3 protein-coding genes are annotated in these 3,680 nt (G+C 72.5%); all 3 read left to right on the top strand.

Going from position 1 to position 3,680, the window contains the following annotated elements; translation table 11 throughout:
• Window positions 1–382: 382 nt before the first annotated feature.
• Genes ACJA3G_RS32875 through ACJA3G_RS32865 form a run of 3 tightly spaced genes read left to right on the top strand, consistent with a single transcriptional unit; the run spans window position 383 to window position 3,635 of the window.
• A complete protein-coding gene (locus tag ACJA3G_RS32875; protein ID WP_406556689.1) occupies window positions 383–1,735 on the top strand; it encodes an ABC transporter substrate-binding protein in 1,353 nt (450 codons plus the stop codon).
• A complete protein-coding gene (locus tag ACJA3G_RS32870) occupies window positions 1,732–2,751 on the top strand; it encodes a carbohydrate ABC transporter permease (RefSeq protein WP_406556688.1) in 1,020 nt (339 codons plus the stop codon). Before ACJA3G_RS32875 ends, ACJA3G_RS32870 begins: the two co-directional genes overlap by 4 nt.
• Window positions 2,748–3,635: a carbohydrate ABC transporter permease gene (locus tag ACJA3G_RS32865; RefSeq protein WP_406556687.1), complete on the top strand. Its 888-nt coding sequence runs from the start codon at window positions 2,748–2,750 to the stop codon at window positions 3,633–3,635. The genes ACJA3G_RS32870 and ACJA3G_RS32865 overlap by 4 nt, the downstream gene beginning before the upstream one ends.
• The last annotated feature ends 45 nt before the right edge of the window (window positions 3,636–3,680 follow it).

The raw sequence follows: 3,680 nt of genomic DNA, 5'->3' as shown, positions 1-3,680 counted from the left end.
GGCGTCCCGGGGTCCGCTGGTCGGAGCTGGTTTTCACCGCCCCCTGATACCCGCGCGCCGGCCGCCCGTCCCGCCTCGCCTCTTCCGCGTTCCCGGGTCACCCGGTCACCCCGTACCGGCGAGTAGGCCGAAAGCGCGCTCTTGCGCGCGGCGGTGGTGCGTGGTGGCCCGCGGCACGCGGTCGGCGGGCCCTCCGGGGTACTTGACGCGTGCTCCCCGAGGCGCTTTCATCCAGCCAGTGCGGGGCCTCAGTGCGGCCCGGCACTTCGAGAGGCGTGCCCAGCCGGTAGCGGATCCTGACCCGGTCCGGAGTCCGGCCCGAGTCGCCAGGACGTGGGTCCCGCGTCCGAGGCGGGGCGCGCCCGCGAAGGGATGGACGACCATGCCCGCCGGTCAGGACCGCACCAGCAAGCCCCACCCCGTCCCGGGCCTCCCGCGCCGCCGGGTGCTTCGCACCGGGGCGGGCGTCGTCGCCGGGGCCGCGGCCGTACCCCTGCTCGACGCCTGCGCCGCGACCACCTCCGACGGCGTCGGCGCCGACGGCCGGGTCACCATCGAGATGTGGCACGGCCAGAACGAGATCGGGGCCAAGGCCGTCGAGGCGCTCGCCGCCGACTTCAACCGGTCGCAGTCCCGCATCCGGGTGAACGCGAGCGGCGGCGGCGTGGTCGCCGACGCCATGCTCCAGAAGGTGACGGCGGCGCTCGCGGCCGGCGCCTACCCGGACATCGCGTACATCTTCGGCTCGGACCTCGCGAGCATCGCCCGCAGCCCCAAGGTCGTCGACCTGACCGGCGCGCTGCACGACGGCTCGCCGCCGTGGACAGACTTCTGGCCCTCCGTCAGGGAGGCCGTCACCCTGCACGGCAAGGTGCGGGCCGCGCCCTCGCTGCTCGACTCGCTCGCCGTCGCCTGCAACACCACGCTCTTCCGGCGCGCCGGTATCCCGCTGCCCAGGGCGGGCTGGACCTGGCCGGAGTTCGTGGCGACCGCGAAGAAGCTCACCGACGCGGGGCACGGCGTCTTCGGCACCGCCTGGCCGGGCGCGGGCGACGAGGACACCGTGTGGCGGCTGTGGCCGATGATCTGGGACCTGGGCGGTGACGTGATCGCCCCCGACGGCAAGAGCATCGGCTTCGCCGAGGCCGGACGGCGGGCCCTGGAGACGGTGGCCCAGCTGGTCGCCGACAAGAGCGTCTACATCGACCCCAAGCCCGGCAGCGAGCAGATGTACCAGGTGTTCGTCTCGGGCCGGATGGGCATGGTGATCACCGGGCCGTGGCAGCTGCCCAACATCGTGGAGTCCAAGCTGCCGTACGACGTGGTGCCCATGCCCACCTACAGCGGCCGGCCGCTGACCATCTCCGGGCCGGACACCTGGACCGTCTTCGACAACGGCGGGGCGCGTGCCAAGGCCGCGGTGGAGTTCGTCCGCTGGCTCATCACACCCGCGCAGGACGTGCGGTGGGACATAGGGGGCGGCAGTCTGCCGCTGAGCAGACGGACCGAGCGGGAGAGCGCGTGGCAGCGTCACTCTGCCGCCACCGTCGGCCTCCCGGTCTTCACCAAGGCCCTGGAGACCGCCCGGGTGCGGCCCATCCACCCCGCCTATCCGCAGATCTCCCGGGCCACCGGCGAGGCGGTGGTGTCCGTGCTGCTCGGCCGGGCCTCCCCGGCCAAGGCGGTGCGCCGCTGCGCCGACAAGGCCGACGCCGCCCTGCTGATTCCCCGATGAGGAGGGTCGTCGTGGACCGAGGATCCCGTACGGGCGCGCCCCGCCCGCTCACCCTGGCCCCGGCCGACCGGGAGCCCCCCGAGCGGCGCCGGGCCCGGCGCCGGCGGGCACGCGGCGAGACCGCCACCGCCTGGGCGTTCATCGGCCCGTCGGTCCTGGTGATCCTGGGGCTGAGCGTCGTTCCGGTCGTCTGGTCGCTGCTGCTGTCGTTCCGCGCCGACGATCTGGTCACCCCCGGCCGCTGGGTCGGCCTCGACAACTACCGGGCCCTGTCGAAGGACCCGGGGTTTCGCAAGGCGGTGGAGAACACCCTCGTCTACGCGGGCGTCTATGTGCCGCTCAGCCTGGCCGGCGGCCTCGCGCTGGCGCTGGCGCTCAACCGGCGGATCCGGTTCGTCGGCCTCTACCGCACATTCGTCTTCCTGCCGTTCGTCATCTCGGCCGCCGCCCAGGGCGTGCTGTTCTCCTTCATCTTCGACCCGCAGTTCGGCGCGGCCAATTCGATCCTGCACAAGCTGGGCGTCTCCCCGCAGGGCTTCCTGACCGACCCCGGCCAGTCGCTGTCCGTGCTCCTGGCGATCTCGCTGTGGAGCGGGACCGGCTTCTGCGTCGTGGTCTTCCTCGCCGCGCTCCAGGACGTACCCGCCGAACTCCTGGAGTCGGCACGCCTGGACGGGGCGAACCGGGCGCAGGTGCTGCGGTACGTGACGCTGCCGGCGCTCGCCCCCGTCACCGCGTTCCTGGTGCTGTGGCAGCTGATCACCTCGCTGCAGGTCTTCGACCTGGTGTACGTGACGACCAAGGGCGGCCCGCTGGAGTCGACCACGGTCATCGTGTACTTCGTCTGGGAGCAGGCGTTCCGCACCTTCACCGCGGGCTACGGGGCCGCCGCCGCGTACGTCCTGGCGGTCGCCCTGCTGCTCGCGGGCACGGCGGTGACGCTCTACCGCCGTCACCGGGAGCGCACCACCGGCAGCGCCGCCGGGCCCCTGCGCGCGGAAGGAGCGGCCCGATGACCGCCTCCACCATGGTCGGCGAGGGCGCGGCGCCCGCGGCGGCGCCGGTGCCGCGGACCGCCCGACGGCGCCGGCTGCCGTTCAGCCCCTGGCATCTGCTGCTGGCGCCGCTCTCGCTGCTCTTCGCGCTGCCGCTGGTGTGGCTGGTGCTCAGCTCGGTGATGACCAACGCCGAGATCAACCGCTTCCCGCCCGCGCTGTGGCCGAGGGGGATCGACTTCGGCGGGTACCGCTATGTGCTGGGCAACGCGATGTTCCCGCGCTGGTTCGCCAACTCCTGCATCGTCTCGACCGTCGCCGTCGGCTCGAACCTGGTGCTCGGCTCGCTCGGCGGCTACGCCTTCGCCCGGATGCGGTTCCGGGGTTCACGGGCGCTGCTCGCGCTGATGCTGGCGACGATGGTGATCCCGTTCCAGCTGACGATGATCCCCACGTTCCTGGTGATGAAGTGGCTGGGGCTGATCGACACGCTGGGCGCGCTGATCGTGCCGTCGCTGGTCACCCCGTTCGCGGTGTTCCTCTTCCGGCAGTTCTTCCTCACGCTGCCCAGGGAGCTGGAGGAGGCCGCCTGGATCGACGGGTGCTCACGGCTGCGGGTGCTCTTCTCGATCGTGGCGCCGCTGGCCCGGCCCGCGCTCGCCACGGTCGCGGTACTGACCTTCCTCGCCACCTGGAACGACCTGTCCTGGCCGCTGATCGCCATCAACCACGACACCCAGTACACCCTCCAACTGGGGCTGACCACCTTCCAGGGGCAGCACCACACCCAGTGGGCGGCGGTGATGGCGGGCAATGTGATCACGGTGCTTCCGGTGCTGCTCGCCTTCCTGTTCGCCCAGCGGACCTTCATCCAGTCGTTGACATCGAGCGGGCTGAAGGGCTGAGGCGGCCCCGCCCGTCCAGCCGTCCGCCCCCGGCCGGCACCGGTC

The organism is Streptomyces sp. YS-3, assembly GCF_045257485.1.
GTDB lineage: Bacteria > Actinomycetota > Actinomycetes > Streptomycetales > Streptomycetaceae > Streptomyces.
Note: the sequence above shows the minus strand (reverse complement) of the source record. Positions and strands in the feature narration are given on the sequence as shown.

What these genes read in the sequence shown, in the direction of transcription:
- ACJA3G_RS32865 (WP_406556687.1), top strand. Translation starts at nt 2,748, where the DNA reads ATGACCGCCTCCACCATGGTCGGCGAGGGCGCGGCGCCCGCGGCGGCG.
- ACJA3G_RS32870 (WP_406556688.1), top strand. Translation starts at nt 1,732, where the DNA reads ATGAGGAGGGTCGTCGTGGACCGAGGATCCCGTACGGGCGCGCCCCGC.
- ACJA3G_RS32875 (WP_406556689.1), top strand. Translation starts at nt 383, where the DNA reads ATGCCCGCCGGTCAGGACCGCACCAGCAAGCCCCACCCCGTCCCGGGC.